Annotated in this window: 31 protein-coding genes and 2 tRNA genes; 30 read left to right on the plus strand and 3 right to left on the minus strand. The window is 35.5% G+C overall.

Annotated features, from left to right (window positions below; translation table 11 throughout):
- Nucleotides 1-65 precede the first annotated feature (65 nt).
- From rpmH to G611_RS0107815, 17 genes are all read left to right on the plus strand, one after another.
- The gene (gene rpmH, locus G611_RS0107740) at nt 66-200 is read left to right on the plus strand and encodes a 50S ribosomal protein L34 (RefSeq protein ID WP_015550658.1); all 135 of its coding nucleotides are present in this window, start codon (nt 66-68) and stop codon (nt 198-200) included.
- Between the two features lie 48 nt (nt 201-248).
- On the plus strand, nt 249-587 hold the full coding sequence (gene rnpA / locus G611_RS0107745) for a ribonuclease P protein component (protein ID WP_028243135.1): 339 nt from the start codon (nt 249-251) through the stop codon (nt 585-587).
- Between the two features lie 20 nt (nt 588-607).
- On the plus strand, nt 608-820 hold the full coding sequence (gene yidD / locus G611_RS15615; RefSeq protein WP_196801551.1) for a membrane protein insertion efficiency factor YidD: 213 nt from the start codon (nt 608-610) through the stop codon (nt 818-820).
- An 18-nt stretch (nt 821-838) separates the two neighbouring features.
- Complete coding sequence (locus tag G611_RS0107750) at nt 839-2,119, plus strand: YidC/Oxa1 family membrane protein insertase (protein WP_028243136.1); 1,281 nt, start codon at nt 839-841, stop codon at nt 2,117-2,119.
- Between the two features lie 11 nt (nt 2,120-2,130).
- Nucleotides 2,131-2,760: an RNA-binding cell elongation regulator Jag/EloR gene (gene jag / locus G611_RS0107755; protein WP_028243137.1), complete on the plus strand. Its 630-nt coding sequence runs from the start codon at nt 2,131-2,133 to the stop codon at nt 2,758-2,760.
- 108 nt (nt 2,761-2,868) lie between these two features.
- The gene (gene mnmE, locus G611_RS0107760; RefSeq protein WP_028243138.1) at nt 2,869-4,239 is read left to right on the plus strand and encodes a tRNA uridine-5-carboxymethylaminomethyl(34) synthesis GTPase MnmE; all 1,371 of its coding nucleotides are present in this window, start codon (nt 2,869-2,871) and stop codon (nt 4,237-4,239) included.
- Nucleotides 4,240-4,262: 23 nt separating this feature from the next.
- Nucleotides 4,263-6,155 (plus strand): tRNA uridine-5-carboxymethylaminomethyl(34) synthesis enzyme MnmG, encoded by a 1,893-nt coding sequence (mnmG, locus tag G611_RS0107765; RefSeq protein WP_028243139.1) that lies wholly within the window; start codon nt 4,263-4,265, stop codon nt 6,153-6,155.
- A 47-nt stretch (nt 6,156-6,202) separates the two neighbouring features.
- Nucleotides 6,203-6,922 (plus strand): 16S rRNA (guanine(527)-N(7))-methyltransferase RsmG, encoded by a 720-nt coding sequence (rsmG, locus tag G611_RS0107770; RefSeq protein WP_051195160.1) that lies wholly within the window; start codon nt 6,203-6,205, stop codon nt 6,920-6,922.
- Between the two features lie 44 nt (nt 6,923-6,966).
- A complete protein-coding gene (locus G611_RS0107775) occupies nt 6,967-7,446 on the plus strand; it encodes a hypothetical protein (protein ID WP_028243141.1) in 480 nt (159 codons plus the stop codon).
- A gap of 293 nt (nt 7,447-7,739) precedes the next feature.
- On the plus strand, nt 7,740-8,510 hold the full coding sequence (locus G611_RS0107780) for a ParA family protein (RefSeq protein WP_028243142.1): 771 nt from the start codon (nt 7,740-7,742) through the stop codon (nt 8,508-8,510).
- 3 nt (nt 8,511-8,513) lie between these two features.
- Complete coding sequence (locus G611_RS0107785; RefSeq protein ID WP_028243143.1) at nt 8,514-9,401, plus strand: ParB/RepB/Spo0J family partition protein; 888 nt, start codon at nt 8,514-8,516, stop codon at nt 9,399-9,401.
- Nucleotides 9,402-9,428: 27 nt separating this feature from the next.
- Nucleotides 9,429-9,923, plus strand: coding sequence for a DUF4446 family protein (locus tag G611_RS0107790; protein ID WP_028243144.1), 495 nt, complete (start codon nt 9,429-9,431; stop codon nt 9,921-9,923).
- A 3-nt stretch (nt 9,924-9,926) separates the two neighbouring features.
- On the plus strand, nt 9,927-10,796 hold the full coding sequence (locus G611_RS0107795) for a DUF3881 family protein (protein ID WP_028243145.1): 870 nt from the start codon (nt 9,927-9,929) through the stop codon (nt 10,794-10,796).
- 56 nt (nt 10,797-10,852) lie between these two features.
- A tRNA-Arg gene (locus G611_RS0107800) sits at nt 10,853-10,926 on the plus strand.
- Nucleotides 10,927-11,097: 171 nt separating this feature from the next.
- Entirely contained in the window at nt 11,098-11,775 is a 678-nt protein-coding gene (gene fliY / locus G611_RS14310; RefSeq protein WP_278244506.1) for a flagellar motor switch phosphatase FliY, read from the plus strand.
- Nucleotides 11,776-11,783: 8 nt separating this feature from the next.
- On the plus strand, nt 11,784-13,241 hold the full coding sequence (locus G611_RS15340; protein WP_051195161.1) for an ABC transporter permease: 1,458 nt from the start codon (nt 11,784-11,786) through the stop codon (nt 13,239-13,241).
- A 144-nt stretch (nt 13,242-13,385) separates the two neighbouring features.
- Nucleotides 13,386-13,458 (plus strand) — tRNA-Lys (locus G611_RS0107815).
- A gap of 86 nt (nt 13,459-13,544) precedes the next feature.
- On the opposite strand, the gene trmB is transcribed toward G611_RS0107815, so the two are convergent.
- Nucleotides 13,545-14,189 carry a tRNA (guanosine(46)-N7)-methyltransferase TrmB gene (gene trmB, locus G611_RS0107820; protein ID WP_028243146.1) on the minus strand — a complete coding sequence of 215 codons (645 nt, stop codon included), beginning with the start codon at nt 14,187-14,189 and terminating at the stop codon, nt 13,545-13,547.
- A gap of 112 nt (nt 14,190-14,301) precedes the next feature.
- Here trmB and G611_RS14320 point away from each other — a divergent pair, with 112 nt between their 5' ends.
- Nucleotides 14,302-15,693 (plus strand): D-alanyl-D-alanine carboxypeptidase family protein, encoded by a 1,392-nt coding sequence (locus tag G611_RS14320; protein ID WP_051195162.1) that lies wholly within the window; start codon nt 14,302-14,304, stop codon nt 15,691-15,693.
- 127 nt (nt 15,694-15,820) lie between these two features.
- On the opposite strand, the gene G611_RS0107830 is transcribed toward G611_RS14320, so the two are convergent.
- On the minus strand, nt 15,821-16,333 hold the full coding sequence (locus G611_RS0107830) for a hypothetical protein (RefSeq protein ID WP_028243147.1): 513 nt from the start codon (nt 16,331-16,333) through the stop codon (nt 15,821-15,823).
- 182 nt (nt 16,334-16,515) lie between these two features.
- Here G611_RS0107830 and G611_RS0107835 point away from each other — a divergent pair, with 182 nt between their 5' ends.
- Nucleotides 16,516-17,148: a type IV toxin-antitoxin system AbiEi family antitoxin domain-containing protein gene (locus G611_RS0107835; RefSeq protein WP_028243148.1), complete on the plus strand. Its 633-nt coding sequence runs from the start codon at nt 16,516-16,518 to the stop codon at nt 17,146-17,148.
- On the plus strand, nt 17,145-17,999 hold the full coding sequence (locus G611_RS0107840; protein WP_028243149.1) for a hypothetical protein: 855 nt from the start codon (nt 17,145-17,147) through the stop codon (nt 17,997-17,999). Before G611_RS0107835 ends, G611_RS0107840 begins: the two co-directional genes overlap by 4 nt.
- Here the strand turns inward: G611_RS0107840 and mobA are convergent.
- Complete coding sequence (gene mobA / locus G611_RS0107845; RefSeq protein WP_028243150.1) at nt 17,996-18,613, minus strand: molybdenum cofactor guanylyltransferase; 618 nt, start codon at nt 18,611-18,613, stop codon at nt 17,996-17,998. The two genes, G611_RS0107840 and mobA, sit on opposite strands and share 4 nt — an antisense overlap.
- 66 nt (nt 18,614-18,679) lie before the next feature.
- Here mobA and G611_RS0107850 point away from each other — a divergent pair, with 66 nt between their 5' ends.
- The 10 genes from G611_RS0107850 (at nt 18,680) to rpsF (ending at nt 26,401) form a co-directional block, all read left to right on the plus strand.
- Nucleotides 18,680-20,044 carry an aminotransferase class I/II-fold pyridoxal phosphate-dependent enzyme gene (locus G611_RS0107850; RefSeq protein ID WP_028243151.1) on the plus strand — a complete coding sequence of 455 codons (1,365 nt, stop codon included), beginning with the start codon at nt 18,680-18,682 and terminating at the stop codon, nt 20,042-20,044.
- A 46-nt stretch (nt 20,045-20,090) separates the two neighbouring features.
- Nucleotides 20,091-20,684, plus strand: a complete 594-nt coding sequence (locus G611_RS0107855; protein WP_028243152.1) for a guanylate kinase — start codon at nt 20,091-20,093, stop codon at nt 20,682-20,684.
- Nucleotide 20,685: 1 nt separating this feature from the next.
- Nucleotides 20,686-21,126, plus strand: a complete 441-nt coding sequence (locus tag G611_RS0107860) for a YaaR family protein (protein ID WP_028243153.1) — start codon at nt 20,686-20,688, stop codon at nt 21,124-21,126.
- 20 nt (nt 21,127-21,146) lie between these two features.
- The gene (locus tag G611_RS0107865) at nt 21,147-22,181 is read left to right on the plus strand and encodes an ATP-binding protein (protein ID WP_028243154.1); all 1,035 of its coding nucleotides are present in this window, start codon (nt 21,147-21,149) and stop codon (nt 22,179-22,181) included.
- On the plus strand, nt 22,178-23,056 hold the full coding sequence (locus G611_RS0107870; protein WP_028243155.1) for a PSP1 domain-containing protein: 879 nt from the start codon (nt 22,178-22,180) through the stop codon (nt 23,054-23,056). The genes G611_RS0107865 and G611_RS0107870 overlap by 4 nt, the downstream gene beginning before the upstream one ends.
- Nucleotides 23,056-23,796: a tRNA1(Val) (adenine(37)-N6)-methyltransferase gene (locus tag G611_RS0107875; protein WP_028243156.1), complete on the plus strand. Its 741-nt coding sequence runs from the start codon at nt 23,056-23,058 to the stop codon at nt 23,794-23,796. The genes G611_RS0107870 and G611_RS0107875 overlap by 1 nt, the downstream gene beginning before the upstream one ends.
- A gap of 15 nt (nt 23,797-23,811) precedes the next feature.
- Nucleotides 23,812-24,654 (plus strand): 16S rRNA (cytidine(1402)-2'-O)-methyltransferase, encoded by an 843-nt coding sequence (gene rsmI, locus G611_RS0107880; RefSeq protein ID WP_028243157.1) that lies wholly within the window; start codon nt 23,812-23,814, stop codon nt 24,652-24,654.
- A gap of 10 nt (nt 24,655-24,664) precedes the next feature.
- Complete coding sequence (locus G611_RS0107885; protein ID WP_028243158.1) at nt 24,665-25,123, plus strand: divergent PAP2 family protein; 459 nt, start codon at nt 24,665-24,667, stop codon at nt 25,121-25,123.
- A 63-nt stretch (nt 25,124-25,186) separates the two neighbouring features.
- Nucleotides 25,187-25,945 carry an NAD-dependent protein deacylase gene (locus tag G611_RS0107890; protein ID WP_155942272.1) on the plus strand — a complete coding sequence of 253 codons (759 nt, stop codon included), beginning with the start codon at nt 25,187-25,189 and terminating at the stop codon, nt 25,943-25,945.
- Between the two features lie 165 nt (nt 25,946-26,110).
- Nucleotides 26,111-26,401, plus strand: a complete 291-nt coding sequence (gene rpsF / locus G611_RS0107895; protein WP_028234188.1) for a 30S ribosomal protein S6 — start codon at nt 26,111-26,113, stop codon at nt 26,399-26,401.
- The last annotated feature ends 8 nt before the right edge of the window (nt 26,402-26,409 follow it).

The following is a 26,409-nucleotide window of genomic DNA, read 5'->3' on the forward strand; positions in this document are numbered from 1 at the left end:
ACTTTATAGGCTTTTGCAGTTATAATTTCAACTGATGTTTTCTCATAAGAGGAGGTGGATATATTATGAAGATGACATATCAACCAAAAAAGAGACAGAGATCCAAAGTACATGGATTTAGATCAAGAATGAGCACAGCTGGTGGACGTAAGGTTCTTGCAGCTAGACGTGCAAAAGGAAGAAAGAAATTATCAGCTTAGGCCACAGACCATGTGGTCTTTCTTCTTATTTAAAAGGAAAATATTGTTATGGAATTTAGTGAATCTCTAAAAAAGAATAAAGACTTCACGCTCGTGTACAGAAGAGGTGTGTCAAAAGCTAATAGACAGCTTGTAATGTATATCTACCATAATAATACAGATCGAAATCGTATTGGAATTTCTGTTAGTAAAAAGGTTGGAAATTCAGTAGTTAGGCATCATTTGACGAGACTGATAAGAGAAAGTTATAGACTAAATGAAGAGATGTTCAATAGTGGTTTGGACATTGTAGTCGTTGTAAGAGAAGCCGCAGCTTCCGCTACTTTTGATGAAATACAAAAATCCTTGCTTCATCTTGCAAATCTTCACAAAGTAACTCGTAAATAATTGGAATCATCTTTTCTATCATGTTGAAGAAGTTATTTATATTTTTAATTAAGTTTTATAGAAAATATTTGTCACCAATGAAAACCACCAAATGTCCTTATTGTCCTACATGTTCTGCTTATGGACTTGAAGCAGTTGAAAAATATGGGGCTATTAAAGGCGGCGGTTTAGCTCTTTGGAGAATTATTAGATGTAATCCTTTTTCTCATGGTGGATTTGATCCGGTTCCTTAATTAACTGGAGGTTTTACGTTGAGCGATTTATTACTTACCGCTTATGGTGGTTCTATCCTTGGACCTATCGCAGTATTATTAGGATGGATTATGGATAAGATTTATGTTTTACTTGCTAGCATTGGCATTGAAAACATAGCTCTTACAATTTTTATTTTCACTTTTGTTATCTATCTTTGCATGTTCCCACTTACTTACAAGCAGCAGAAGTTTGCTGTTTTAACTCGTAAGATGCAGCCTGAAATGAAAGCTATTCAAGATAAGTATAAGGGTGCAAAAGACCAGGATAGTATGCAAAAGCAGCAGATGGAAACTCAGGCACTTTATGATAAATACGGTATTTCACCAACTGGTAGCTGTGTTTACATGTTAATCCAGATGCCTATTCTTTTTGCTCTTTATAGAGTATTCTATAATGTTCCTGCTTATATTACTTCTGTAAAAAATGTATTTACAGAGCTTGTTAACGGAATTATGGCTACAGATGGATTTGCAAAGACTATGACTAATATTGCAGATTCAGCTAATCTTAGAAATGTCAACTATGATTTTACAGTTAGCGATAAGACTGTAGTTTCTAATTATTTAGTAGATGTTCTTTATAAGCTTCCTTCATCAGGTTGGGATGCACTTACAAATGCTTTTCCTGATTTAACATCATCTATTGATACTGTTGTAGCTAAGCTTGAAAAGATTAACTACTTATTTGTACTTAACATTAGTGATACTCCACTTAATCTTATTAAGTTTGGATGGGCTTCAGAAAAGAAAGATTTCCTTTTAATTTTCTGTGCTTTACTTATTCCAGTAATATCTTATTTAACACAGATGTTAAACATTAAGCTTACTCCACAGTCTACTGAAGGACAGTCAGAGCAGATGGCAGCACAGATGAAGACAATGAATCTTATGATGCCACTTATGTCACTTTTTATCTGCTTTACAGTTCCTGTAGGTCTTGGTTTATATTGGATTGCTGGTGCTTTAGTTCGTGTAGTTCAGCAGTACTTCTTAAATAAGCATTTTGAAAAGATTGATCTTGAAAGTATCATTGAGAAGAACAAGGATAAAGCAGCTGCTAAGGCTGAAAAGCGTGGCATTCGTCAGGCTCAAATTTATGAAGCAGCTCGTATGTCTACAAAGTCTTCAAGCACTTCAATGACTGACAGGGCAAATCTTGTTAAGGATAATTCTGAAGCTTTAAAAAATGCAGAGGAATTTAGATCAAAGGCAAGTTCAAATTCTCTTGCCGCAAAGGCTAATCTTGTAAAAGAATTTAACGAAAAAAATAATAAATAGGGGGAAATAAAATGGAATTCAAAGAGTTTACAGGTAAGACTGTTGCAGATGCTCTTACTAATGCAACTGTTTCATTAGGTATTACTTCAGACCAGGTTAAATACGAAGTTCTTGAAGAAGGAAGTAATGGTTTTCTTGGAATTGGTTCTAAGGATGCAGTTATCAAAGTTGTTATTTCTTCTGAGGAAGATTCTAAGGAAGTTGCTTTAGAATTTTTAAATGGTGTTTTCGAAGCTATGCAGCTTGAAGTTAACATTTCAATGGATTATGACGAGTCTGATAAGACACTTTCAATTGATTTAGCTGGTCCAGAGATGGGTGTTCTTATTGGTAAGCGTGGTCAGACACTAGATTCATTACAGTATCTTACAAATCTTGCAGTTAATCGTTCATCTGAGAACTATACTAGAGTTAAGATTGATACTGAAGATTATAGACGTCGTAGAAAAGAGACACTCGAAAATCTTGCAAAGAATATGGCAAGCAAGGTTAAGAGAACAAAGAAGGCAGTTACTCTTGAGGCTATGAATCCTTACGAAAGACGTATTATTCATTCAGCACTTCAGAATGATAATAATGTTACAACTCATTCAGAGGGTGAAGAGCCATACCGCTACGTTGTTATTACTCTTAAGAAATAATTGATTTCAAGGGTTAGTCTTTATAATTAGGCTAACCCTTTGACTTTGTTTATTAATAAATTAAAGAATTCTTCTTTTATTTATTAATTGACAAATATGGAGGAGACTATGTATCAAAGTGATACAATATGCGCAATCGCTACATCATTAAATAGTTCTGGCATTGGTATTATTCGTGTCAGTGGAGAAGAATCAATTTCTATAGTTGATTCTATTTTTCGTGGAAAAAATAAATTAGCAGATTGCGACACTCATACCATTCAATATGGACATATTGTTGCTAATTCAGAAGTAGTAGATGAAGTTTTAGTCATGATAATGAAAGGACCAAGAAGCTACACTACTGAAGATACAATTGAAATTGACTGTCATGGTGGAATTTTAGTTCTTAAAAAGGTACTTAGTCTTTTAATAAATGCGGGAGCAAGAATAGCAGAGCCAGGAGAATTTACAAAAAGAGCATTTTTGAATGGACGTATAGATTTATCAGAAGCCGAATCTATCATGGATTTAATTTCTTCTAATTCAGAACTTGCTATGAAGAATTCTATAAAGCAGTTATCTGGTTCATTAAATAAAATTATTGTTGATTTAAGAGATAAGATTTTATATGAAACTGCATTTATAGAATCTGCTTTAGATGATCCAGAGCATTACGATTTAACTGGATACCCAGAGCAGTTGAGAGAAAAGGTTAATTCATTAATTACTACAGTTGATAATTTAATTAATTCTTTTAATTCAGGACATATTTTAAAAGAAGGTATTAATACACTTATTTTAGGAAAGCCTAATGCAGGTAAATCTTCTTTGCTTAATACTTTATCTCGAAGAGAGAGGGCAATTGTTACAGATATTCCTGGAACTACAAGAGATACATTAGAAGAGCAGATTACTATTAATGGAGTTTCTCTTAATATCATTGATACTGCAGGTATCAGACAAACCGATGATGTAGTTGAAAAGATTGGTGTAGATAAAGCAATCGATTCTATAGAAGATGCAGATTTAATTTTATTTGTTTTAGATTCATCAAGACCAATGGATTCGAATGATGAATTTATTATCAATAAAATTTTAGATAAAAAAGTAATTATATTACTTAATAAATCTGACCTCGATACAGTAATTAGCGAGGAAGATATATGCAATAAATATAATAAACCTGTTATTTCTTTTTCATCTGTAAGTATGGATGGCTTAGATACGCTTGAGTCAAAAATTACTGATATGTTTTTTGCAGGTGAAGTTAAATCTGACGACACTTTATATATTACAAACTCTCGTCAGGCTGGTTGTCTTTCAAATGCAAAGAATAGTTTATTGAATGTTATTACAAGTATAGATAATATGATGCCAGAAGATTTTTTCTCAATAGATTTAATGGATGCCTATAATTTCCTTGGTGAGATTACTGGTGAGACTATAGAAGATGATTTGGCAAATAAGATTTTTAGTACATTTTGTATGGGTAAATAATTGAGGTTAATTAAGGAGTTATTATGTCATACGTAGAAGAGTCCTATGATGTTGTTGTTATTGGAGCTGGTCATGCTGGATGTGAAGCAGCTTTAGCTTCAGCTAGAATGGGATTAAATACAATTTGTTTTACTGTTAGTATGGATTCAGTTGCATTAATGCCATGTAATCCTAATATTGGTGGAAGTTCTAAAGGACATCTTGTTAGAGAGTTAGATGCTCTTGGTGGACAGATGGGTATAAATATCGATCATACTTTCATTCAGTCCAAGATGCTTAATTCATCTAAGGGTCCTGCTGTACATTCACTTAGAGCTCAGGCTGACAAATCTGCATATTCTCTGAGAATGAGAAAAACTATGCAGGATACAGATAATCTTACTTTAAGACAAGCTGAGGTTACTGAATTAATAGTAAATAATGGAAAAGTTGAAGGTGTTAAAACTTTATCTGGTGCAACTTATCATGCTAAGGCAGTTGTTATTTGTACTGGTACTTACCTTAGAGCTAGATGTTTATACGGAGATGTTATTGAACACACTGGTCCTAATGGTTTGAAAGCAGCTAATCATTTAACTCAATCATTAACTGATAATAATGTAGAAATGAACCGCTTTAAAACTGGTACTCCGGCAAGAGTTGATAGTCGTTCAATCGATTATTCAAAGATGGAAATACAGTTAGGTGATAACCCTGTTGTTCCTTTTTCATTTAGTACAAATCCAGATGATGTTCAGATTGAGCAGGTTCCATGTTATTTAACATATACTAATGAAAAGACTCATGAGATTATTAGAGCTAATCTTGATAGATCACCAATGTATTCTGGAGTAATTGAAGGAACAGGTCCTAGATATTGCCCAAGTATTGAAGATAAGGTTGTTCGTTTTGCTGATAAAAATCGTCATCAGCTTTTTGTTGAACCAGAAGGCTTAAATACAAATGAAATGTATATTGGTGGAATGAGTTCATCAATGCCTGAAGATGTTCAGTATGCAATGTACCATACTGTTCCTGGTTTGGAAAATTGTAAAATTGTTCGTAACGCATATGCGATTGAATATGATTGTATTAATGCTACTCAGTTAAAAGCCAGTCTTGAATTTAAAAATATTGATGGCTTATTTGCTGCAGGTCAGTTTAACGGTAGTAGTGGATATGAAGAAGCAGCAGCACAGGGATTGGTAGCTGGAATTAATGCTGCATTAAAATTACTTGGTAAGGAACCAATGATTTTAGATAGATCTAATTCATATATTGGTGTTTTAATCGATGACCTTGTTACTAAGGAAACAAAAGAGCCATATCGTATGATGACATCTAGAGCTGAGTATAGACTTCTACTTAGACAAGATAATGCAGATATTCGCCTCTCTAAAATCGGTTACGAGGTTGGTTTACTTCCTAAAGAACGCTATGAACATGTAGTTGAAAAGGAACGTTTAATCAATGAAGAGGTAGCTCGAGTAAAAGAAATTAATATTGGAGCAAGAAAAGAAGTTCAAGAGCTTCTTGAATCTTATGGAAGTATTCCGCTTTCTAACGGAATCAAACTTGTAGATTTAATTAGAAGACCTGAGCTTGATTATGATAAGTTAGCACCTATTGATCCTGATAGACCTAATTTATCAAAAGAAGTTAGAGAAGAAGTTAATATTTATATTAAGTACGAAGGCTATTTGTCTAGACAGGAAAAACAGGTAAAACAATTTAAAAAACTTGAACAAAAATTAATTCCTACTGATATTGATTATGATGATGTATCAAGTTTAAGAATTGAAGCTAGACAGAAGCTTACAAAATTAAGACCAGCGAATATTGGTCAGGCTTCAAGAATATCAGGTGTAAGCCCAGCTGATATCTCAGTACTTTTAGTTTATCTTGAGACATATAAAAGCAAAAATGCATCAGTTTAAGGGTATATAAATGTACCCTTAAAACCATTCGATTTTTTAGGAGATTTATGAGTAGAGATTATTCTTATTTAATTAATACTTTGGGTAACTGGAATTTTGAGTTATCAGAGCATCAGATTGAACAGCTTGATAAGTATTATGAATTATTAATTGAAAAAAACAAGGTAATGAATCTTACTGCTATTACTGAGTTTGATGAAGTTATAGTTAAGCATTTTGCTGATAGCTTATCAATCTGTACTGTATTACCAGAAGATGTTAATACTGTTTGTGATTTAGGAACCGGTGCAGGTTTTCCTGGTATACCTATGGCTATTGCTTACCCAAATTTACAGTTTACATTAATTGATTCTCTTAATAAACGTATTAAGTTTTTACAGGAAGTAGTAGATGCCATCGGTCTTACTAATGTTACATTAGTTCATGCAAGAGCAGAGGAGGCCGGTAGAGATAAAAAGTTTAGAGAACAGTTTGATTTAGTTGTTTCGCGTGCTGTTGCTAACATTGCTACTTTATCGGAATATTGTTTACCTTTAGTTAAAGTTAATGGGTATTTTATTAGCTTTAAGTCAGGTGATATTGATAATGAAATTAATGAATCAGGTAAAGCTATTAATAAACTTGGTGGAAACTTAAATAAACCAATATTGTTTAGTTTACCTGATACAGATATTAGTCGTAGTTTTCTTGTTATTAATAAAGAAAAGAATACACCAAAGGCATATCCTAGAAAAGCTGGTACTCCTAGCAAGGAACCACTTAAATAGGATATTGTTTCACGTGAAAATAATTTATTATAAGGGGAATATGTATGATTAATGATTTTCTTAGAAAATATCAAGAAGAACTTATCTCTGATAAAATCCAATTAAAGGAAGATATGGATTTATTGGAAACTAAGATAAATGAAGAAAATAAATTTCTTATTCTTTTAGAAGAATCTAATGAATCTTATTTTAAGGAATTTACTCCTAGAGATATTAACGCTAAAAATAATGAAAAAGCTGCAGAAGTAAGGCTTACATTACAGGATTTAAATTCTAAGATGGATATATTAAATCAGAAAATGAAGTTTTACGATGGAAGATTAGTAGAAATTAATGCGCTTTTAAACAATACTGCAGTAGTTAATAGACCAGCAATCGAAAATAAAAACTCTAATTCTTCTGTTGATGATGTGACTAGTGATTTAGATAACATAAAAGTTTCTTTAGAAAACATCAAAAATTACGTAGTTCTTGATCCATATCGTGCAAAAATAGAATTAGAAAAGATTATTTCTACTATATAATATTGTACAAACCTAAATATTGTATGTTTCACGTGAAACATTTTTACTAAATATTGGGGCTAAAACACAAAATATTGTATTTGGAAATTTGAATCAACTTCTATATATTGCTATTTTTAATAAAAGATGTTTCACGTGAAACATCTTTTAAATACCCAAAATATAACTATATATAGTAAAAATAAGCACAACTACTGGATATAATTGTCAATTTCTTTAGTAGAATTGAAAAATATAGAATGATATAATGTAAACTATTCAGAGTTAAATATTAAAAAAGAGGGAGACAATAAATGAAACGAGTAATCGCAATTGCCAACCAGAAGGGTGGAGTTGGTAAGACAACAACAAGTATTAATTTATCAGCATGTCTAGCTGAAGCAGGTAAGAAGGTATTAGTTATTGATACCGATCCACAGGGAAATGCAACAAGTGGACTTGGCCTTGATAAAGATGAATGCGAGAATACTGTTTATGATTTAGTTCTTGATCAATGTAGTATTAAGGAATGTATGTATAAGGTTGAAAACATTCCTAACCTTACAATTATTCCATCAAACGTTGATTTAGCAGGTGCTGAAATCGAACTTTTAGGAATCAATGAGAAGGAATATATTCTTAGAAATTCAGTAGATTATGTAAAGGACGATTTCGATTATGTTATTATTGATTGTCCTCCTTCACTAAATATGTTAACTATCAATGCTATGACAACAGCTGATTCCGTGTTAGTACCAATCCAATGTGAGTACTATGCCCTTGAAGGAATTAGCCAGTTGATTCATACAATTGATCTTGTACAGCAGCGACTCAATCCAAAGCTTAAGATTGATGGTGTAGTCTTTACTATGTATGACAAGAGAACAAATCTTTCTTCTGATGTTGTAGATACTGTAAAGAATAATCTTAATGCAACAGTATATCAGACAATCATTCCTAGAAATGTTAGATTAGCAGAAGCTCCATCACATGGACTTCCTATTAATCTTTATGATGAAAAGTCTGCTGGAGCAGAGAGCTATCGTAACCTTGCAAAAGAAATTATTGGGAGAAAGGATATATAATATATGGCAACTAGAAAGGGAGGACTCGGTAAGGGATTAGATTCTCTTATTGTAAATAAAAATGAAGGTGTAGTTGCTGTCAATCCAGAACAGCACGGTTCACCAGTTGAAGTTGATATTGATAAGGTTGAGCCTAATAAGCTTCAGCCTAGAAAGAACTTTGATGAAGATAAGCTGCAGGATTTAGCAGAGAATATCAAGATACATGGAATCATTAATCCACTCTTAGTACAGGACAGAGGAAAGTACTACGAGTTAATTGGTGGTGAGCGTCGTTGGAGAGCAGCACGTATTGCTGGACTTAAAAAGGTACCAGTTATCATTATGAATCTTAGCGAGCAGGAGTTCGTAGAGATTTCTCTTATTGATAACATTCAGCGTGAACAGTTAAATCCAATCGAAGAGGCTATGGCATTTGCCAGACTTATTGATGAGTTTAAGTTAAAGCAGGATGAAGTTGCTGAGAGAGTATCAAAGAGTCGTACTACAATTACAAATGCTCTTAGACTTTTAAAGTTAGACAAGCGTGTTCAGGATATGATTGTAGACGATAAGTTAACTACCGGTCATGCCAGAGCAATGCTTTCAATTACAGATTTAGATAAGCAGTACGAGTTCGCTGAGAAGGCTTTTGATGAAAAAATGTCTGTACGTGATGTTGAGCGTGAGGTAAAGAAGCTTCTTAGTGAAAAGAATTCTGATAAGAAGAGTAAGGGTATTGATCCTCAGCTTCAGGCCATCTATCATGATACACAGGAAAAGCTTAAGGGCGTTCTTGGTACTAAGGTTTATATCAATGCAAAGGATAACAAAACTGGAAAGGTTGAGATTGAGTACTATTCTCAGGATGAGCTTAACAGAATTGTAGAATTGCTTGAATCAATAAAATAGAATATATGTTCGAATGGAGAAACAATAATGATTGAACAGTATTTAGGAATAAACACTGATTATGTTGTAATAGGACTTGCTACATTAGTATTAATAATGATGATTATGTTGGTTATCTTTATAGTACAAATGCATAAGTTAAAAAAGAGATATAAGATTTTTATGCAGGGTAATGATGCAAAATCTTTGGAAGATACATTAGTTTATAGATTAGAGCAGGTTGATGAGTTGATCGAAGCTAATGCTAGCAATGAGAGAAACATTGATACAATATTTAAGAATATGAAAGATTGTTTTCAAAAAATCGGTCTTGTTAAGTATGATGCATTTAACGAAATGGGTGGAAAGCTTAGCTTTTCTCTTTGTCTTTTAAATGAAAAAAATTCTGGATTTATAATTAATGCTATGCATTCTAGAGAAGGATGTTATACTTATGTTAAGGAGATTATAGATGGCAATTCTATAATCCAGCTTGCTGAAGAAGAAGAGCAGGCATTAAAACAAGCATTGGGCGGTATGTAATTAATGCATAAATATTTACCAGCTATTGGTTTTAGCAAATTAAATAATGATACTTTAAACGATTTGCTTCAAGAGATAAAGCTGAGACCTGATTATCAGGAATCAGCTATTGATTTTGAGGGAAATCAGTTTGTTGAGCTTAGATACTTAGTAACTGATAATGTTGGATTAGTGCTTAGAGGAATCTACAATGATGATGATGAATTTATTTTAGATTACTACTATCCAACATTTTTCGGAAACACAGTTTCTCTTGTAAATGATGTAGAAATAATTAAACAATCAGACAAGGATAATTACCAGGTTATGGTTGATGAAATCAGACTTGGCGTAAATTTAATCTTCCAATTACAAAATATGGGAGAGTATCTTAGAAACAACATTTCAGATGAAAAGATTGCGGATAAAAATGTTAGTTTAGCAGCTCTTTCCCTGGATGGAAAAATTATTCTTCCATTGTACGAGAATGAAAAAAGTCGTATAAAGGAAAAGATGAACAATCAAAAGCGTATCGATTTGGTTACACAGGCAAGAGAGGGAAATGAAGAAGCTCTCGAAAATCTTACCATGGATGAAATAGATTTGTACCAACGCATATCTAGAAGAGTTGCTAGAGAAGACATCTTAAGTGTGGTAACAAGTTATTTTATGCCTTACGGAATTGAAAATGATAAGTATGAAATTCTTGGAGACATTTTAGATGTTAAAGAAGAGATTAATCATCTTACAATGGAAGAACTATATTTGCTTGAGGTTGAAAGCAATGATGTAGTTCTTGAAGTATGCATTAATAAGAACAATTTATTAGGTGAACCACTGGTAGGTAGACGTTTTAAAGGAACTATTTGGCTACAGGGGACAATTGCGTTCTAGTTAGGATATAAGCATTGATTTTTCTCTTATAGTAGATTAAAATCAAATAGTTGCTTGTTTGAGTAGCTCAGCTGGATAGAGCGTCCGCCTCCTAAGCGGAAGGTCGTGGGTTCGAATCCCATCTCGAACATGATTTAAAGAAGTCGATTTTATCGGCTTCTTTTTTTGTTATTTACTGTGAATAATAACAATTTGTCCACAGATATTTCGCAATAATGAGTTACAATACTTTTAGTGTGAAAAGTAGTCTAAAAATTGCAAATATTGTATAATCAAATTAGTAATTATTTGACAATGATTAATGCGGTTTAGAAGCACTTCTTTAGATTATTTCAAAAGGGGAGAAAACAATCAAAAGGAGGAAAAGCTAATGGCAGATTTATCACTCACTAAAGAACAGCAAGATACACTTGGAGAAATTGCGAATATAAGTATGGGTTCGTCAGCAACTTCTTTAAGTGCTCTTTTAAATAATTTAAAAGTGGATATTACGACACCTAAAATTGAGTTAATCAGAAAAAGTGAATCTTTGGATGATTATCACAATGTATGTGTGTTAGTTCATATTAATTATGTCAAAGGATTGTCAGGAAGTAACGTATTAATTCTTAAGGAAAATGATGTAAAAATTATTGCAGATTTAATGATGGGTGGATCTGGCGTAGCAGGTCCTGATGAAATTGGAGAAATTCAGTTATCAGCAGTTTCAGAGGCTATGAACCAGATGATGGGAAGCGCGGCATCATCAATGTCACAGCTGCTTGATAGAGTAGTTGATATTTCTCCACCAAAGACTGACAACATTGATGTTGAAAGTGTAAAAATTTTTGAGCGATTATTTGAATCACCAGAAGTGGATTTTGTAAAAATCACATTCAATTTAAAGATAGGTGAAGTAGTAGATTCAGTTATGGTACAGCTGTATCCTATTTCCTTTGCACAGGATATGGTATCTCTATTTGAAAAAAAGGATAATTAGGGGGCACAATGGACGAGAACGCTAAGAAAATTCAAAGAGAAATAGCCAGGGACAAAATTCAGGTAATCTTATCAAGTATTGCGGTTGCGGTATTAATCATAATGGAGTTTTACATTATGATTAATTTCAAAAGTAACTTTATGGCAATGGCGGTGGGAATACTACTGATGATTGTTGCGCTATTTTTCTTGATTAGTGCGCTTATGGATATGTCCTTAAAACAAAAGGATATAGAACAGGAAAAATACGAAGAAATTTACAACGCACAGAAAGCTTCTTATCTCGTCATCAAGAAGAGCTTTGATGAAATGGAACAAAGACTTCGTGCGATAGAAGAAAACAGTTCTTTGCCAGCTGAAGATATTATAAATGCACAAAAGGCTGTGGCAAAGGTGACCATTTCGCGAAGCAAAGAAAACACTGATGCTCTTATGAATTCGAATGATGAGCTGATTAATCAGCTTGTTAGTATTCAGGAAAAGCTTGAAAGTAATAATTCACAGATGATTGAAAAACAGCAGTCAATCATCAAAGAATCAAATTTTGATATACAAGAAAAGATTGCAGCTTTAACAAATCAGCTTACATCTATTGAAGGCAAGATTCAAAATCAGATTCCAGTAATGGCGGTACAGCCAATGCAACAGATGGCTATGCCACAGTCAATGCCAGCTACTGAACCAATGCCAGTAGCAGAAGAAATTCCAATGCCGGAAGCAGCTGCAGTTCCTGAAGAAGTTCCAATGGCAGAAGAAATTTCGATGCCAGAAGAAACAATGGAAGAAACACCAGCTGAGGAGCCAATGGCAGAAATGCCAATGGAGGAAGAACCTGTAGTTGATGACTTAGGTTTGGATTTAGATGCTGTGGTTGAAGAAGAACCACAAGCTGATGATTTAGGATTAGATTTAGATTCATTAACGGAGGAAGCTCCAACTGAGGAAGTAGCAGAAGAGATTGTTGATGATTTAGGATTAGACTTAGATACTCAGGTAGAAGAGGAGCCAGCGGAAGAATTAATTCTTGAAGAACCAGTGGCGGAGGAGGCTCCAGTAGAAGAAGCACCTGCTGAAGAGGAGGCTCCAGTAGAGGAAGCCCCTGCTGAAGAAATAATAGCAGAGGAGCCAGTAGCAGAAGAAATTCCAGCTGAGGAAGCTCCTATGGAAGAGGCCACAGCAGAGGAAGTTCCAGTAGAGGAAGCTCCGGCAGAAGAAATAGTAGCTGAGGAACCAGCCGCAGAAGAGATTCCAGCAGCAGATCCTGGAGCTGACTTAGATGCTCTGCTTGAAGAAATAGGTGAAACTGTTGAAGAGCAGGAGCCTGAACCAGAACCAGTAGCTGAACCTGAGCCAGAGCCAGAGCCTAAGGAAGATGCGATAGTTATCCCGGACGTAGGAGTTGATCTTACAGATCCAAACAGGGTAATGAGCCCAGATGAAATAGAAAAGCTATTTGCTAATATTTAAATAGTGCACCTGTCTAATAGCAATAGGCAGGTGCTATTTTTAGGAATGTAAGAAAAAAATTTAAAAAATGAAAAAAAAGACTTGCAAAATAATCCGTAAGGCCTTATACTAATATACGTTGCTGAGGCAATAGAAATTTAACATGCGCGATTAGCTCAGCTGGCAGAGCACCTGACTCTTAATCAGGGTGTCCAGGGTTCGAACCCCTGATCGCGCACTTAACCGTCGATAATAATCGACGGTATTTTTTTATCCTAAAATATGAAAAAATAATAACTCCACTATAGAAGTGGAGTTATTTTACTATCTGCTAGCTATTAACTTAAAAATAGGATTTCCCATACTAGAAAATTTTTCTTCATATTCTGTCATTACATTTCCTTCATTCATAGCTTCATCGGAATGTAAATCATAAGTAACAGCATCCAACTTCCAAAGAGGATGATTGTTAATCTCATCAACAGAAAAATCAAATAAATCCTTGTTATCAGTCTTAAATTCAATATATCCGTCTAAAGCCAAGATAGAATTATATCGATTTAAGAAAGTAGAAGATGTAAGACGACGTTTAGCGTGTCTATCCTTTGGCCAAGGATCGCTAAAGTTAAGGTAGATTCTATCTACTTCTCTACAAGCAAAGATATCTAAGATATCAGCAGCATCAAAACAAATAAATTTAAGATTAGGAATCTCTTCTTCCTCTACCTTTTGGACGGCACGAAGCAATACGCTTGTGTAACGTTCAATACCGATGTAATTAATGTTAGGATTTTGCTTTGCAAGTGTAGTGATAAACTGACCCTTTCCCATACCTATTTCAATGTAAAGGGGATTGTCGTTACCAAATAATTCCGATTTATATTTGCCCTTAAGCTTAGAAGGCTGAGCAATACAGTAAGGACTGTTTGCAACAACTTCATCAGCGCCTGGGATATTTCTTAATCTCATAATAACCTCCAAAAATAGAATCAAATAGAAGTATATCATAAATTATCTAAGATTTGTATTGCAAGTGTATAAAGTAAGAGTTTATACTAGAAAAGCGTAAAGGAATAAGATTATGATAATTAGAAAACATATTGCAAAGGCATTAGCCTTAATTACTTTAATTTCGAGCTTTTCTGTGGGAAATACCATGGAGGCAAAGGCGGCAGATTATTGGCCAAACAGCGTTGGCGTTACAGCTGAATCCGCTATTGTAATGGAGCAGGAAACAGGAACAATCCTATATTCTAAGAATATGGATGATGAGCATTTTCCAGCTAGTATAACAAAAATAATGACAGCGTTAATCGTCTTGGAAAATTGTGATTTGGACGAGACAGTAACATTTTCTGCAGATGCTGTTTATGGGACTGAGCTTGGTTCATCAAGTATAGCCAGAGATGTTAATGAGGAGATGACTGTAGAACAGACCTTATATGGAATGATGTTGGAGTCAGCTAATGAATGTGCCTATGCATTGGGAGAACATGTTGCAGGCGATATTCCATCATTTGTAAAAATGATGAATGATAAGGCAAAGGAATTGGGATGTACACATACTCATTTCAATAACACAAATGGACTGCCTGATGATACACATTATACAAGCGCTCACGATATGGCATTGATAGCTAGAGCAGCATATTCTATACCAAAGTTTGCAGAAATAGTAGGAACAAAGAATTATTCTATTCCACCAACAAATAAGCATCCTGATCCTACCCCACTTAATAATCATCATCAAATGCTACATTATTATAAGACTAACAAGTATTTATATGATTATTGTTTAGGTGGAAAGACTGGATATACAGTAGTAGCAGGAGCTACACTTGTAACCTATGCCAAAAAAGACGGAATGACATTAATCTGTGTTGTTATGAAGGATTCAACAACAGATCAATATTACGATACAACAAATCTATTTGAATATTGCTTTGATAATTTCAGTACGGTCCATGTTGCTGATTTTGCATCTATATCAGAGGATAATACAGATATAACTGGTATTTTAAGCGAAAATAGCGAATTGATTCAGGTAGACAAGAATGGTCTTATTGTGATTCCAAAAACAGCCAGTGTCTTGGATGTTACGGCAGAGGTTGTTCCTTATTCTGATAAAGATAATAAGTCTGTAATAGGTCAATTAAGATATACCTATGCCGATAGAAGTGTTGGATATGCAAATCTTTTATTCACCAGTGCTGAAACGGGAAGCTACCCATTTGATAATTTGCCTGTAGAAAATGGTGGTAGTGGTAAAAAATATATTCAGGTTAACTACCCAAAGATTGCACTTATTATACTTATTATTGCTGCAGCATTTATGTTGCTACTTTATATTAAGAGCAAATCTAGCGAGATACTTTTGTTTAAACATAGATATGAAAGTAGACATACTAAGCCTTCTAAAAAGGGTATGATTATTATTAGAGATAATGGAAGAAAGCGTAGAAGACGCAGATAAAGACAAGTAAGGTCTTAGTTTTAATTAAAAAAGACAAAAATTAACAAAAAAGACAGTCAAAAATCGATAGGCTGTCTTTTTTAGTAATGACGGACTAAAAGAAAAATGTTTTAACAAAGTAAACAATTCATCTATTTATCAAACTATTTATCATAATTTCAAGTTGTTGTTTATTATTTGTAAACAATATCAATCCGTTTGATGAGTTTATTATAGTGATTATTTTATCTGCAAAGGTCTCTGATTCTGAAAGCAATTGATAAAGATAATCCTTGTATGAGCCATCGCATTTAAGGAATAAGGTTTGATAATTCTCAAATGGAGTAAGAACACAATTGCATTTATTCATCAAAAAGGCAATTTCTTTATCCTGGTTCATTTGAGCTTCTGTTTTATTAATTATGAAATATCCACGCTCATCCTTTGGCATGTGTAGATTCTTAACTGCTCGTTGAACTTGCTTGGTTAAGCTGTCACTGGCAGGATATAGTGATTTAAAATATCCCATAAAATCAGAAGCACTTTTAAAGTGTTCATTTGTACCTCGTTCTAAAACCTCTGTCATTAAAATTTTCTTAATGATTTTCTCACATTCCTTACGAGAAGGATTTTTTCTAAGCCCCATTGTTTCTTCAGACATATTTTACCCCCAAAAAGACATCAATTTATGTACTAAGTTAATTATAGGACAGATATAGGCTAAATAGAAGACAACAACTGTTACAAAAAAGAATGTGAAGAATTGGTTAAATAATTGACATCATTTTATTTCAATGGGATAATGAAGAAAATAACCTCGTGGAGCAATTAGGAGTGGAAAAAATGGATAACTTATTTTCAAGGGATGAAAAAAAGCAATACCAGCTAGAACAAATCAATGATTTGGTGGAAAACAATGGTGGCCTAATTAAAACAAGCGAGATAGAAGCTCTTGGGGTAGATTACCGAAGAGTGCTTAAGTTTGTGGAGGAAGGTTATCTAATCAGAGTAAAAAGTGGTTATTACACTACTAAATATTTCGAATGCTCGGAAGAAGAATGGATATATAAGCTATTCGGCGAGGATGGCATTCTTACAATAGAATCTGCTTTATATGTCTATGGTTATCTTAACGATAGGCCTTATAAATGGAGCATTGCTATCAATAAAAACACGTCTAAATCGAGATTCCATATAGATTATCCAATAGTAGAGCCTTATTATACAGAGCCAGAAGTGCTAGAGCTTGGGGTGACCGAGACTGATTTTGCCGGCGGCAAAATGAAAATCTACACAAAAGAAAGATTAATTTGTGATGTTTTAAAATACCAGGAAAAGATAGATAGAGAAATTTTCAAGCAGGGTGTATGGGCATACATCATGGATGAAAACAAGGATGTTGCCAAGCTGATGGAATATGCCAAGGAACGAAAAGTGCTTAAAAAGGTACAAACGATGGTAGGCGTGTGGCTATGATTAATCGATTGGGAATAAAGGAAAAAGCAGAAAAACTGAATATTCCATTTAAAAATCTTTTGTCGGCAGCCGTATCTGAACTGATTATTGAGCAGCTGGCTAATGGCAGATATTGTAACGAACTATATCTGTGCAACTACAACGAATTTAATTCTGATGTATATAAGGATTTGTGTATCACAAATATATATTATGAGTATGTGAAGGATTTAGATGAGAAAATGGCTATCCTTTACATGCGCGATATATTAAAAGAAATCATATCAAAGGCTGCAACAGAGGGCTTTGCAGTTACCGGTTCAGTAGATGAAAACAAGATTGTTTTGAAAATCACCGTGGATGAAATGTATGTACCACTATATCTACATTTTAGAAAACACGGCGCCAGCCAGGAACCAGAAAAGATAACCCTTCATTTGATTGCCTACGAAAACAGAACTGTAGACGTATTAATCAATTCAAAGGAAGAAGAGCTGTCAAAGCATTTGCTTGAGATTATAGAAAAGCTGGAATTGATAAATGATATGGACCATTACATGACAGCTTACGAAATCCTTATATCAAATCCAGTGAATGGCAGAAAAGTAAAGGATAGATTATATTCACTTCTTCAGGAGAAAAATATAGTTATAGATGATACTAGAATTAAGATGCTAGAAAGCTATGGTGATTATACCTACATGAAGAAGAAGTGGAAAGTGGAATTACGACAAAAAAAGAAGTCTGACCCTCAGTGGTCAGACGTAAATAAATGTCTTATGAACTTTTTAACACCAATCTGGGATGCTATGGAAAAGAACATGGTATTCCTTGGAGATTGGATGCCACAGCTAAAACGCTTTTTAGATTAGCAAACAAAATTGTGCTTAAGGATGGAAAAAACAGCATAGTAGTAAGACTGTCTGTCACTAACCTTATAAAATTGCTGTTCCATAGATACCTTTGAAATATTGGCAATTTCCTCGGTATCAATAAGATTGGTATTACATCTTTCATGAATATATTTTTTAGTAGTGTTTTTGAAGAAGATGCTTTTGAAAAGAGGACCAATACAGCGCTTGCTATAAACTCCGCAAACGGAATCTTCAAAATCATCTTTGAAATTAAATGTTGTAATATCATAATTATAGGACTGCTCGTATAAAAGCACAGCTGTACGAGGGTCCATAAATGGAGTATCAACAGACATAATAAATGCACGGTCCCCAGTAATCATAGTTAAGCATGAAAGAATTGCGCAGTAAGGGCCACCGTTTCGAGAAATGTCTGGTATCTCCTGAGCATCAAGGCCAAGATGAGCAAGGTCGCCCCTTTCGTTAACAGAAAGATAAACCTTATCAAAATAAGGGCTGAACTTATCATAGATATATTCAACCATAGTTTTATCTTCAAAAGGTAATAGAGCTTTTTTTGTACCCATGCGTGAGCTATCTCCGCCGCAAAGGATTACAAGAGTCTTGTTCATATGTGCCTCCGCTATTAAGAATAAATACATTATATTGATTATTAATTAAAAATAAAAGTAAGAAATATGAGTTTAAGCAAAAGATTAGAAAATTACGCAAAATCGAATATGTACCCGTTCCACATGCCTGGTCATAAACGCAGGCTTGAGGGGTGTTACGGGATAGACATGACAGAGGTAGAGGGAGTGGATGATTTGCACGACCCATCTGATGTAATAGCAGAAGATGAAAAGAGACTAGCAAAGCTATATGGAGCTGATGAAGCTTTTATGCTAGTGGGCGGATCAACTGTTGGAAATCTATCAGCTGTTTACGCAAGTGTAAATGAAGGGGATTTAATACTGATACAAAGAAATTCCCATAAAAGTGTGTATAACGCAGCAACTCTAAGACATCTTCAGGTTGGATACATATATCCTAAGGTAGATGAAAATGGAATTTATGCGGCAGCAACCTTAGAAGAAATTCAGTTAGCTGTTGATAAGGCTAACAAACCTGTGTCAGCAGTAGTGATAACCTCACCAACCTATGAAGGATATTATTGTGAGGTTGAAAAGATAGCAGATTATTGCCATGAAAATAATATCATCCTTATTGTGGATGAAGCCCACGGAGCTCATCTTGGATTTCATCATGAGTTTCCACATCAAAGCGCGCAAGCTGCTGATATAACAATCACCAGTTTACATAAGACTCTGCCATCTCTTACACAGACAGCGGCAATGCTAGTAAATAAAACCAGGGTTGATGTTAGAAAAATAAGAGAGGCTTTGGATATTTTTGAAACCAGCTCTCCTAGCTATGTACTTATGGATTCAATAAGTAGATGCATAGATATAATGGAAAAATCCACAGATTACTTTGAGGAATACGTGGATAACCTGACGGATTTTTATAAGATAAGTGGAAAGCTTAAGCACATAAAAATCATAGATGAAAATAGCCAGCTTAAGGATAAGGGCAAGCTTGTAATATCAACAAAAAATGCAGGCATTACAGGAGTAGAACTGGCAAAGATTTTAAGAGAAAAATATGAATTAGAGACAGAACTTTCAAGCTTTTCATATCTGCTTGCCATGACTAGTATTATGGATTCAAAAGAGGGCTTTGAAAGATTAAAAAAAGCTCTAATAGAAATAGATGAAAATCTTGCTGATGGGGAGATTTGTGTACCAATCACAAAAGTCATGAAGCCTAATAAGAAGCTAGAGCTTTGGGAGGCAAAGAATGCCAAAAGTGAAGAGCTTGAAATAGAAAAAGCATCAGGTAGAATCAGCACATCAATGGTATGCCTATATCCACCGGGAGCACCAGTGATTGTTCCAGGTGAGGAAATAACAGAAGAGGCTGTAAGTATAATCATAAGCTCCATGAATGAAGGAATCCATGTAACAGGGTTAAATAATGGGCGAATCTGCGTTGTCAAATAGTAGACCGTGAATTATACTTGAGTTAGAAAATAGTAAAGAGGACATTATGGGAAGTATATATTGCATCATGGGCAAAAGCTCATCAGGTAAGGACACAATATTCAAGCTTTTGCTGGGAAGGGACGATTTACAATTGAAGCGAATCGTTTCCTATACAACAAGACCAATCAGAAGCAACGAAAAACCAGGTGAAGAATATAATTACGTTTCGTTAGAAGAAAAGGATGCTCTTGTAGCATCAGGTAAGGTAATTGAACTGCGTAAATACGATACAGTACATGGACCTTGGTTTTATTTCACAGTAGACGACGGGAAAATCGATTTAGAAAAAGATGATTATCTTGTAATAGGCACAGTTGAAAGCTTTGTAAAAATAAGGGATTACTACGGTAGTGACAAAGTTATGCCGATATATATAGAAGTAGATGATGGTCTTCGACTATCAAGAGCTCTTGATAGAGAACGCCAGCAGGCACAGCCAAAATACGAGGAAATGTGTAGACGATTTTTAGCAGACCAGCAGGATTTTTCTGAAGAAAATCTTAAGGCTGCCAAGATAACAACATTGTTTAATAACGACGAGGATAGTCAGAATACAAGCGAAAAAATCGCTCAGTTCATAAAGAACAGAAGGGGTTAGTATGGATATTCGAGTAAGCGATGTAAGTCAGGTACAACCTACAGAGGGTGTGAAGCAGTCGGCGCCAGTGGACGATACTTTTAAGTTTACGTTGGCGGCAGCTATTGATGATGCTGATTTACAGGAAAAGCTCACCAATCTATTGAATGATATAACAACCCAGGGCAAGCTATTGTCGGAGCATATGGATATCAGAGATATGAAACGATACCGCGGACTGGTAAAGGATTTCCTTAATGAAGTGGTAAATCGTAGCCACAAATTTTCAAGAGAAAACTTCCTTGATAGACGTGGACGTCATAGAGTATACGGCATGATAAAGCTTGTTGATGAACAGATGGATGAACTGGCAACAGCACTAGTTCAGGATGAAAAGGACCACATAGATATTTTAAACAAGGTTGATGAAATCAGAGGATTACTACTTGATATTATCACCTAGAAATTGGAGAATTTTGTTAAATGAGTTTTGCAGAAATCGTAGGACAGGAGGATGCTAAAAAGCTTCTGAAAAATGCAGTAATGTCAGGCAATCACAGCCACGCCTATATCCTTAGCGGGGAGAAGGGCTCAGGAAAGATGATGCTTGCAGAAGCTTTTGCCACTATGCTTCAGTGCGAAAATCCTTCAGATGATGCTTGTATGGAATGCCATAGCTGCAAGCAGTCTTTGTCTAGAAACAATCCAGACATCATCTATGTCACACGAGAAGAAGGCAAAGCAAATATAGGTGTAGACGTTGTACGTGAGAAAATCGTAAACGACGTTGATATTAAGCCATACAGCAATAAATATAAAATCTATATAGTAGATGAAGCAGAGCGCATGAATCAGCAGGCTCAAAATGCAATTCTAAAGACAATCGAAGAGCCTCCTGAGTATGCTATCATCATTCTGCTTACAGCAAATCATAATGCATTCCTTCAGACTATTCTTTCTAGATGTGTTCTAATCCAAATGAAATCCGTGGATACAGAAAGCATAAAAAACATTCTTAAGAATAAATACGAAACTGTAGATTATCAGGCAAACATGGTGGCATCCTTTGCACAGGGCAATGTTGGAAAGGCCATAGCGCTTGCAACTGATTCCAGCTTTAACGATGTGAAAAATCGTGTTGTGTCTTTGTGTAAAAAGGCAAGCAAAATGGAAGAGGTCCAGATTGCTGATGAAGTTAAGGCTATCAAAGAGGAAAACGACGCTGATAAAAAGAATGACAATCCAGATAAGTTCGAAGGTTTTATGGACCAAATGCTAGATTTAATCACCCTTTGGTTCAAAGATGTGCTATTATATAAAGCGACAATGAACGATAATCTTATGCTATTTAAAGAGGATTCGTTTGATATACATCAGCAGGCTAATGACTGCACATACCATGGCTTGAACAATATTATCGATGCAATTGCTGCAACTCGAGCCAGATTAAATGCTAATGTCAATTTCGAATTGACGATTATGCTTCTCATAAATGCAATTAAGGAGAATACTAGATGATAAAGGTAATAGGTGTCCGCTTCAGAGGGGGCGGAAAGGTATATTATTTTGATCCAAATGGCGTTGATTTTAAGCGCGAGGATCAGGTTATAGTAGAGACAGTTCGCGGAGTTGAAATCGGAACAGTTTTACTTGTAGATAAGGAAATTTCCGATGATGAGGTTCCAGGACCAATCAAGAAAATCATTCGTAAGGCCACAAATGATGATGTGAAGAAGGCCGAGAAGAATATCGAAAAAGAAAAAGAGGCCATGAAGATTTGCGAGGAGAAAATCGCAAAGAGAGAGCTTGAAATGAAGCTTGTTGGCGCTGAATATACATTTGATAATAATAAGCTTATCTTTTATTTTACAGCTGATGGCCGTATCGATTTTAGAGAGCTTGTTAAGGACCTTGCTGCAGTGTTCCACACACGTATCGAGCTTCGTCAGATTGGTGTTCGTGATGAGACAAAGCTTATGGGCGGAATCGGAATCTGCGGAAGAGAGCTTTGCTGCAAAAGTTGGCTTGGAGATTTTGTTCCAGTTTCCATCAAGATGGCTAAGGAGCAGAACCTGTCTCTTAATCCAACAAAGATTTCGGGAGTATGCGGTAGACTTATGTGCTGCCTTAAGAATGAGCAGGAGACTTACGAATACCTAAATAGTCGATTACCAGGTATTAACGATACAGTAACAACCCCTGAAGGAATCAAGGGAACAGTTCAGTCAGTTAACGTACTTAGACAGACTGTTAGAGTTCTTTTCGAGGATGGAGACTTAAAGGAAGTTAAGGATTACCCTACAACAGAGCTTAAGTTTAAGCCTAGAAAGCGAAAGGTACAGGTATCTAAGGAAGAGGCTAAGGAGCTAGCTGACTTGGAGGATAGAGATTAATGGATAGTCTGATACGCGAAGATGAGCGTTTAGATGACTTGCAAATAAAAGGATATAAAATTATACAGCATCCTGACAAATTCTGTTTTGGCATGGATGCTGTCTTGCTATCAGGATTTGCTACAGTTAACGAAGGAGAAAGAGCCTTAGACTTAGGCACAGGCACGGGAATCCTTCCTATATTATTGGAAGCAAAGAATACGGGTGAGCATTATACAGGTCTTGAGATTCAGCCTGAAAGCGCTGAAATGGCAAGACGCTCAGTTTTATATAACGATTTGCAGGACAGAATTGATATAATAGAAGGTGATATTAAGGAGGCCAGCAAGATATTTGGCAAGGCTTCCATGGAAGTGGTTACCAGCAACCCACCTTACATGACAAATCACCATGGGCTGAAAAATCCTAACGACGCCAAGGCCATAGCAAGACATGAGCTGCTTTGTTCGCTAGATGATGTGGTTAGAGAATCAGCTGCAGTTTTAAAACCAAAGGGTCGATGCTATTTCGTGCATCGTCCATCAAGGCTTGTGGAAATATTCGAAGCCATGCGAAAATATAGAATCGAGCCAAAGCGTATGAGACTTGTGTATCCATACGTTAATAAAGAGCCAAACATGGTGCTCATAGAGGGCGTCAGAGGCGGCAGACCACAGCTTACAGTGGAATCTCCATTAATAGTGTACGATGCACCAGGCAAGTATACTAAGGAAATATTAGAGATATACGGAATGAAATAAAAGTATGAGGTAAAAATGAGCGGAACAGTTTATTTAGTTGCAACTCCAATCGGAAACCTTGAGGATATGACTTTTCGCGCGGTGAGAATCCTTAAAGAGGTAGATTTGATTGCGGCAGAAGATACTAGAAATTCAATAAAGCTATTAAATCATTTTGAGATAGATACACCAATGACCAGCTACCATGAATTCAATAAGGTAGATAAAGCAATCACTCTTATTGAAAAGCTTAAAGAAGGACAAAACATTGCGGTCATTACTGATGCAGGAACTCCTGGCGTATCTGACCCAGGCGAAGAGCTGGTAAAGATGTGTTACGAGGAAGGAATTGAGGTTACATCGGTTCCTGGCCCAGCTGCATGTATCACTGCAGTAACAATGTCCGGACAGGCCTGCAGACGCTTTGCATTTGAGGCATTTTTACCAAAAGACAAAAAAGAACGTCGAAGAGTTCTTGAAGAGACAAAGAATGAAACTAGAACAATCATCATTTATGAGGCGCCACATCATCTGATTGGTACCCTTAAGGAGCTTAGAGACGTCCTTGGTGAGGATAGAGGAATTACCCTTTGTAGAGAACTTACCAAAAAGCATGAGGAAAAAGAAAAGACTACAATTGGCGGAGCACTTAAGTCTTATGAAACTAAAGAGCCAAGAGGAGAATACGTGCTAGTTATCGCTGGCAAGTCAAAGGCCGAGGTAATAGAAGAAGCAAGAGCAGCTTTTGATGAAATGTCCATTGAAGAACACATGCAGATGTATTTAGACCAGGGCATGGATAAGAAAGAAGCTATGAAGGCAGTTGCAAAGGATAGGGGAGTTAGCAAGCGTGATATTTATAATGCGCTTCTAGATTAAAGGAGAAATAATGAATTTTATCGCAGATTTATTTACAAATAAGATTTTTATTGCGCCAGCATCAGCCTGGTTCTTAGCTCAAATATTAAAGGTCATTATTGATACTGTAAAATCAGGCTTCTGTAAGGAGCGTTTAATCGGCGGCGGTGGAATGCCTAGCTCACATGCTGCTACAGTAACAGGACTTGTTGTTATAACAGGAGCAATATATGGAGGCGGCTCATTTGAACTTGTAATGGCTCTGTTTTTCGCATTTATTGTTATATATGATGCGAGAGGTGTTCGCTATGAAACTCAGCGTCAGGGTATAGCATTAAATAATCTTAATGATGAAAGAAAAGAAGAAGGCAAGCAGCCACTTGATATTATCAAGTTCAAGGAAAAGCTTGGACATACTATTCCAGAGCTTGTGGCTGGCATGGTTCTTGGCGTTATTTGCGCTGTGATTGTGTATCATTTACCATTCTAGAAGTGGTTTATAGATAATAGATTTGCATAAGAGAAGGGAAAGGGGGAAGAAGTGTTGGAAAATATGGAAAGCATAAAAGCACTAAAAGAGATGATAGATGAATCGTCTAAAATAGTGTTTTTCGGCGGCGCTGGAGTATCAACAGAAAGCGGTATTCCAGATTTTCGTAGTAAAGATGGTCTTTATAATCAGCATGATGTCAGGTTTGATATGTATCAGCCAGAGTATTTGCTTAGCCATTCTTGTTTGATGCGTGAGCCTAAGGTTTATTTCGAATTCCATCGTCAGAAGATGGACACTAGAAATATCGAGCCGAACAATGCCCACAAATATCTTGCCAAGCTGGAAGAGACAGGAAAGCTGATAGGTGTAGTTACTCAAAACATCGATGGTCTACATCAAAAAGCGGGAAGCAAAAACGTCTACGAGATTCACGGTAGTGCACTTAGAAATTACTGTATGAATTGCGGAACCAGCTATCCGGTAGATTTTATCTTCGATTCAGAGGATGAAATTCCAAAATGTGATTATTGTGGCGGCACAGTTCGTGCAGACATTACATTATATGAAGAGGGATTGCCAGAGGACCAGGTTGAAGGCGCAATCAGTGCTATTTCATCAGCAGATATGTTAATAATTGGTGGCACATCTCTTACTGTTTATCCTGCGGCATCATTTGTTAATTATTTCAGAGGTAAGTATTTGGTAATCATTAATCAGAGTGATTTGGCCGTTAGAAAGGCAGAAAACACATTGATTATCCGAGAGCGAATCGGAGAAGTGTTTACTGAGCTTGCAAAGCTACAGGGTATTGAATTGTAGCTACAAAGTTAATTAGAAAAAATTATTAAATAAATACTATTAAAGCCTTGAAAAACGCATCGGTTCATGTTAATATCTTAATTCGTGGTATAAAATTTATTATATCCTTGCTAGGCTATTAAATAATTAGTAGTTTGGCCAATAGACCAAAAGGAGGTAGAAAGCATGAACAAGTATGAATTAGCACTCGTTGTTAATGCGAAGATCGAAGACGATGCAAGAACTGCCACAGTTGAAAAGGCAAAGGAGTACATCACTCGCTTTGGTGGACAGATCACAGACGTCGATGATTGGGGCAAGAAGAGACTTGCTTATGATATTCAGAAGATGAATGAAGGTTTCTATTACTTCATCCATTTCGATGCTGAGGCAGGCGTTCCTGCACAGATCGAAGAGAATGTTCGCATCATGGACAACGTTCTTCGTTTCTTATGCGTTAGAGCTGACGAGGCTTAATAGTGTAA

The organism is Pseudobutyrivibrio ruminis AD2017 (assembly GCF_000424305.1).
GTDB classification, from domain to species: domain Bacteria; phylum Bacillota; class Clostridia; order Lachnospirales; family Lachnospiraceae; genus Pseudobutyrivibrio; species Pseudobutyrivibrio ruminis_B.

Coding starts and splice junctions, on each gene's coding strand:
- rpmH (WP_015550658.1), top strand. CDS start 66: ATGAAGATGACATATCAACCAAAAAAGAGACAGAGATCCAAAGTACAT.
- rnpA (WP_028243135.1), top strand. CDS start 249: ATGGAATTTAGTGAATCTCTAAAAAAGAATAAAGACTTCACGCTCGTG.
- yidD (WP_196801551.1), top strand. CDS start 608: ATGTTGAAGAAGTTATTTATATTTTTAATTAAGTTTTATAGAAAATAT.
- jag (WP_028243137.1), top strand. CDS start 2,131: ATGGAATTCAAAGAGTTTACAGGTAAGACTGTTGCAGATGCTCTTACT.
- mnmE (WP_028243138.1), top strand. CDS start 2,869: ATGTATCAAAGTGATACAATATGCGCAATCGCTACATCATTAAATAGT.
- mnmG (WP_028243139.1), top strand. CDS start 4,263: ATGTCATACGTAGAAGAGTCCTATGATGTTGTTGTTATTGGAGCTGGT.
- rsmG (WP_051195160.1), top strand. CDS start 6,203: ATGAGTAGAGATTATTCTTATTTAATTAATACTTTGGGTAACTGGAAT.
- G611_RS0107775 (WP_028243141.1), top strand. CDS start 6,967: ATGATTAATGATTTTCTTAGAAAATATCAAGAAGAACTTATCTCTGAT.
- G611_RS0107780 (WP_028243142.1), top strand. CDS start 7,740: ATGAAACGAGTAATCGCAATTGCCAACCAGAAGGGTGGAGTTGGTAAG.
- G611_RS0107785 (WP_028243143.1), top strand. CDS start 8,514: ATGGCAACTAGAAAGGGAGGACTCGGTAAGGGATTAGATTCTCTTATT.
- G611_RS0107790 (WP_028243144.1), top strand. CDS start 9,429: ATGATTGAACAGTATTTAGGAATAAACACTGATTATGTTGTAATAGGA.
- G611_RS0107795 (WP_028243145.1), top strand. CDS start 9,927: ATGCATAAATATTTACCAGCTATTGGTTTTAGCAAATTAAATAATGAT.
- fliY (WP_278244506.1), top strand. CDS start 11,098: ATGCGGTTTAGAAGCACTTCTTTAGATTATTTCAAAAGGGGAGAAAAC.
- G611_RS15340 (WP_051195161.1), top strand. CDS start 11,784: ATGGACGAGAACGCTAAGAAAATTCAAAGAGAAATAGCCAGGGACAAA.
- trmB (WP_028243146.1), bottom strand. CDS start 14,189: ATGAGATTAAGAAATATCCCAGGCGCTGATGAAGTTGTTGCAAACAGT.
- G611_RS14320 (WP_051195162.1), top strand. CDS start 14,302: ATGATAATTAGAAAACATATTGCAAAGGCATTAGCCTTAATTACTTTA.
- G611_RS0107830 (WP_028243147.1), bottom strand. CDS start 16,333: ATGTCTGAAGAAACAATGGGGCTTAGAAAAAATCCTTCTCGTAAGGAA.
- G611_RS0107835 (WP_028243148.1), top strand. CDS start 16,516: ATGGATAACTTATTTTCAAGGGATGAAAAAAAGCAATACCAGCTAGAA.
- G611_RS0107840 (WP_028243149.1), top strand. CDS start 17,145: ATGATTAATCGATTGGGAATAAAGGAAAAAGCAGAAAAACTGAATATT.
- mobA (WP_028243150.1), bottom strand. CDS start 18,613: ATGAACAAGACTCTTGTAATCCTTTGCGGCGGAGATAGCTCACGCATG.
- G611_RS0107850 (WP_028243151.1), top strand. CDS start 18,680: ATGAGTTTAAGCAAAAGATTAGAAAATTACGCAAAATCGAATATGTAC.
- G611_RS0107855 (WP_028243152.1), top strand. CDS start 20,091: ATGGGAAGTATATATTGCATCATGGGCAAAAGCTCATCAGGTAAGGAC.
- G611_RS0107860 (WP_028243153.1), top strand. CDS start 20,686: ATGGATATTCGAGTAAGCGATGTAAGTCAGGTACAACCTACAGAGGGT.
- G611_RS0107865 (WP_028243154.1), top strand. CDS start 21,147: ATGAGTTTTGCAGAAATCGTAGGACAGGAGGATGCTAAAAAGCTTCTG.
- G611_RS0107870 (WP_028243155.1), top strand. CDS start 22,178: ATGATAAAGGTAATAGGTGTCCGCTTCAGAGGGGGCGGAAAGGTATAT.
- G611_RS0107875 (WP_028243156.1), top strand. CDS start 23,056: ATGGATAGTCTGATACGCGAAGATGAGCGTTTAGATGACTTGCAAATA.
- rsmI (WP_028243157.1), top strand. CDS start 23,812: ATGAGCGGAACAGTTTATTTAGTTGCAACTCCAATCGGAAACCTTGAG.
- G611_RS0107885 (WP_028243158.1), top strand. CDS start 24,665: ATGAATTTTATCGCAGATTTATTTACAAATAAGATTTTTATTGCGCCA.
- G611_RS0107890 (WP_155942272.1), top strand. CDS start 25,187: ATGGAAAGCATAAAAGCACTAAAAGAGATGATAGATGAATCGTCTAAA.
- rpsF (WP_028234188.1), top strand. CDS start 26,111: ATGAACAAGTATGAATTAGCACTCGTTGTTAATGCGAAGATCGAAGAC.